Origin of the sequence: Pseudomonas sp., from assembly GCF_050739995.1 — a bacterium.
Lineage (GTDB): Bacteria > Pseudomonadota > Gammaproteobacteria > Pseudomonadales > Pseudomonadaceae > Aquipseudomonas.
In genome coordinates this window covers 1-4,090 of the sequence record NZ_JBOICG010000002.1, presented here as the reverse complement: position 1 = coordinate 4,090, position 4,090 = coordinate 1, and the positions used below count along the sequence as shown (strand labels likewise).

Annotated in this window: 4 protein-coding genes; 3 read left to right on the top strand and 1 reads right to left on the bottom strand. The window is 61.5% G+C overall.

What is annotated here, in order from left to right; all coding sequences use genetic code 11:
• Positions 1 to 31: 31 nt before the first annotated feature.
• Positions 32 to 799: a sulfite exporter TauE/SafE family protein gene (locus ACRESD_RS00035; protein WP_431749064.1), complete on the bottom strand. Its 768-nt coding sequence runs from the start codon at positions 797 to 799 to the stop codon at positions 32 to 34.
• Positions 800 to 899: 100 nt separating this feature from the next.
• On the opposite strand from ACRESD_RS00035, the gene ACRESD_RS00030 reads away from it, so the two are divergent.
• The 3 genes from ACRESD_RS00030 to ACRESD_RS00020 are packed head-to-tail and all read left to right on the top strand — an operon-like array spanning position 900 to position 4,005.
• A complete protein-coding gene (locus tag ACRESD_RS00030) occupies positions 900 to 1,790 on the top strand; it encodes a LysR family transcriptional regulator (RefSeq protein WP_431749063.1) in 891 nt (296 codons plus the stop codon).
• A 10-nt stretch (positions 1,791 to 1,800) separates the two neighbouring features.
• Positions 1,801 to 3,180 carry an exodeoxyribonuclease VII large subunit gene (gene xseA, locus ACRESD_RS00025; RefSeq protein ID WP_431749062.1) on the top strand — a complete coding sequence of 460 codons (1,380 nt, stop codon included), beginning with the start codon at positions 1,801 to 1,803 and terminating at the stop codon, positions 3,178 to 3,180.
• 3 nt (positions 3,181 to 3,183) lie between these two features.
• On the top strand, positions 3,184 to 4,005 hold the full coding sequence (locus tag ACRESD_RS00020; RefSeq protein ID WP_431749061.1) for a peptidoglycan DD-metalloendopeptidase family protein: 822 nt from the start codon (positions 3,184 to 3,186) through the stop codon (positions 4,003 to 4,005).
• Positions 4,006 to 4,090 lie beyond the last annotated feature (85 nt).

The following is a 4,090-nucleotide window of genomic DNA, read 5'->3' as shown; positions in this document are numbered from 1 at the left end:
GGCTGGCAGCTTAATCCCTGAAGAAATCCGGTCAAGTGCTCAAGTAACGCCCAATCAACGCAATCCCACTGGCCAGCACCAGCCAGGTCACCAATCTTACAAACGCCTCTCGGGACATGCGCATAGTCAGCCTGCGCCCACACCACAACCCCAGGGCCATCGCCGGCAATAGACACAGCGCCAGCATCAACAGCGGTAAGTCAGCATACACTCCGGCGATCAGGAACAGGCTCAGGCGCACCACCGTGCTGCAACTGATCAGCGCGCTTTGCGTGGCGCGCGCCGCGTCCTTGGGCAGGCGGCTGTTCAGATAGATCGCATACAAAAAACCACCACTGCCGAACAATGCGCCGAACAAACCACCGACGGTGCCCATGGGAATCGACCAACCCGCCGCCAGTTGGGCGGGCCGTGCCTTCACTGCCAAGCTGTAGACCGCATAGGCGCTGATAAACAGCCCCATCAACAACAGCAACAGATCCGAATGCAGGTTGAGCAAAAACACCACACCGAGCGTGCAACCAATAGCCATGCACGGAAGCAAACGCAACAACTCCGGCTTGCTCACCTCGCGTCGTGATTGCAACAGATTGCCGAAGGCGGCGACGAAATCCAGCAACACTAGCAGCGGAATGATCTTCGACAGTGGCATAAACACAATCAGGATCGGCCCCGCCACCAACGCCGTACCAAAGCCGGCAATGCCGAACACAATGTAGGCCACGGCTACGCCCAGGCCGATCACCAACCAGTCCACACCGCCAAACGACCACTGACTCATCAGCTCAACCGGGCTCATGGGCTTATTCCTTTGAAGAGATGGTCATCACTTTAGCCATCGACGAGGGATGCGACTAATATCTTCAAAGCCCTCCACCCATCTCGAAAAGGCATGACGCGTGATTTCCACCCGCCAACTGCGCTACTTCGTCGAAATCGCCGACAGCGGCAGCTTCAGCGCTGCCGCCGAACGTTTGTTCGTGGCGCAGTCAGCCCTGAGCCGACAGATCAAGGAGCTGGAAACCCAGCTGCAAACGCCGCTATTCGAACGTACCGCACGCCAGCCCCGCCTCACCGCTGCGGGAGAGGCTTTCTACCCACGGGCACGTAACCTGTTGAGTGAACTACTCAAGGCCAGCGAGATGGCGACACAAGTGGGTCATGGCCAACTTGGTACCCTGCGCCTGAGCCATTCGAGCACCGTGCCGATGAGCGGGCCGTTGCTGCAGGGCATCAGTACCTGGTTGGAGCGCTGCCCCGGCGTATCGATGGATATCGTCAAACTCTCCTCTGAAGCGCAACTGGAGGAAATCGCCGACGGTCGCCTGGACGTCGGCCTGTTGCGCCTGCCGGTGCTGCGCCAACGTGAAGGCGTGCGCGTGGAGCCTTTATATAGTGAGCAACTGTTGCTCGCGGTGCCGCCGATTCATCCGCTGGCGAACAGCAATACTCCGATAGAACTGAAACAACTCAAGGACGAAGCGTTTATCTCGATCCCTCATCCTCAGCGTGGCGGCCTGAGTTATCTGTCGGCCGAGTTGTGCATGCGAGCGGGATTTTTTCCCAAGTCGGCACGAGTGATGTCGCGCAAGACCACCCAACTGCAGCTGATCCAGGCCGGTTTCGGTATTGCCTTGTTACCAAAATCCATGCAGGACATTGCACCAGCCAACCTGCACTTTTTGCCCTTGGCCGACCCCGACTGCCTCAGTACCGTGGCTCTGGTCTGCGCGCAGACACCCAGCGCGCTGGTGGAGCAATTCTGCCAAACCTTGCACGAATGCCTATAAACTGCCGCCCATGATTAAAGATCCTTTTGCCCGCCTGGGCCTGGACCGCGAAGTCCTGACTGTCAGCCAGCTCAACGGCCGCGCGCGAGTGTTGCTGGAAGACGTGTTCACCAATATCTGGGTCGAAGGCGAGATCTCCAACCTCGCCCGCCCGGCCTCTGGCCATGTGTACTTCACCCTCAAGGACAGCGGCGCACAGGTGCGTTGCGCGCTGTTTCGCAACAATGCGGCGCGGGTGCGCCAGGCGCTGAAGGATGGCCTGGCGGTGAAAGTGCGCGGCAAGGTCTCGCTGTTCGAGGGCCGTGGTGACTACCAACTGATTCTCGACACCGTGGAGCCGGCCGGCGACGGCGCGCTGCGACTGGCCTTCGATGCACTGAAGGAAAAGCTCAGCGCCGAAGGCCTGTTCAGTGCCGAGCGCAAGGTGCCGCTGCCGGCGCATCCTCGGCGCATTGGCATCATCAGTTCGCCGACCGGCGCGGTGATCCGCGACATCATCAGCGTGTTCCGCCGCCGGGCGCCGAACGTTGAACTGACACTGATCCCCACGGCCGTGCAAGGCCGTGAAGCGATCCCGCAGATTGTGCGAGCGTTGAAACTGGCTGATGCGCGTGGGTTTGACGCGCTGATCCTGGCCCGTGGCGGCGGTTCGCTGGAAGACCTCTGGTGCTTCAACGAAGAGGCCGTGGCCCGTGCGGTGGATGCCTGCGTCACGCCCATCGTCAGCGCCGTCGGGCATGAGACCGATGTGTCCATCAGCGACTTCGTCGCCGACGTCCGCGCACCTACCCCATCCGCCGCGGCCGAATTGCTCGCTCCAGACGCGAGCCATCTGGTGCGCCAGGTTGAAAACCTGCACCGCCGCCTGGTGATGCTGATGCGCAATCGCCTGAGCCATGACCGCCTGCGCCTGGAAGGCATGGCCCGCCGCCTGCGTCATCCCGGAGAACGCCTGCGCCAGCAGGCCCAGCGCCTGGACGATCTGGACATGCGACTGCGCCGCGCCTTCGAACGCAGCCTCAATACCCGACGCGAACGCCTGATCCGCCTGGAAACCCGCCTCGCCGGCCAGCACCCCGGCCGTCAGTTGGCCCTGTTGCGCCAACGCCTGGACAGCCTCGCCGAACGCCTGCCCCGCGCGATGCGCGAAGGGCTCAAGGCGCGCCGCCTGCAACTGCAAAGCCAGGTGCAGACGTTGCACGTGGTCAGCCCACTGGCGACCCTCGGTCGTGGCTACAGCATCCTGCTGGATGAGCGCGGTCAGGCGATTCGCGACGCCGCACAAACTCACACCGGCCAGCGCCTGACCGCGCGCCTGGGTGAGGGTCAATTGCAGGTACGGGTGGAAGACAATCACCTGACCCCCGTCACCCTTTCGCTATTGGATTGATTGATGCCACGTTTACTCAGCTTGTTGATGCTCGTTTGCCTGACCTTCAATGCTCACGCCGATAGCTACATCACACGTCTTCTGAACAAGCCTGTGCCCGGTGGCGTCGCGGTCATCGACCTGGGAACTTCCGCCACGGCCCCCAAAGCCACCTACCTGAACAGGCCGGTGCTGGTGGTCAAGGAACAGAACAACTGGCTGGCCATTGTCGGGATTCCGTTAACGGTCAAACCCGGCACCGAACGCATCACCAGCGGCGCCAAGAGCCTGCCGTTTGTGGTGGGCTTCAAGAAATATCCCGAGCAGCACATCACCCTCAAGAACAAAAGCCAGGTGAACCCGGACCCGGCGCAACTTAAACGCATCGAGGGCGAACTGGCGGTGCAGCTCAAGGCCTACCGCAGTTTCAGTCCGAACACGCCGAGCAACCTGCTGCTGGACAAGCCGGTCAACGGGCCGCTGTCGAGCAAGTTCGGCGTCCGCCGCTTCTTTAACGGTGAGGAGCGCAACCCGCACTCGGGCCTGGACTTCGCCGTTGGCGCCGGCACGCCAATCAAAACCCCGGCGGCGGGTAAAGTGATCCTGACCGGCAACTACTTCTTCAACGGCAATACCGTGTTCGTCGACCACGGCCAGGGCTTTATCAGCATGTTCTGCCATATGTCGAAGATCGATGTGAAGGTGGGTGATCAACTGGCACGCGGCGCCGTGGTCGGCAAGGTCGGCTCCACAGGCCGTGCGACCGGGCCACACATGCATTGGAACGTCAGCCTCAACGATGCGCGAGTGGACCCGGCGATCTTTATCGGCGCGTTCCAACCCTGATATGAGGCGTGAGACTACTGGCCGCATCGCGGGCAAGCCCGACTCCCACAGGTGAACGCGATTCCTTGTGGGAGCCGGGCTTGCC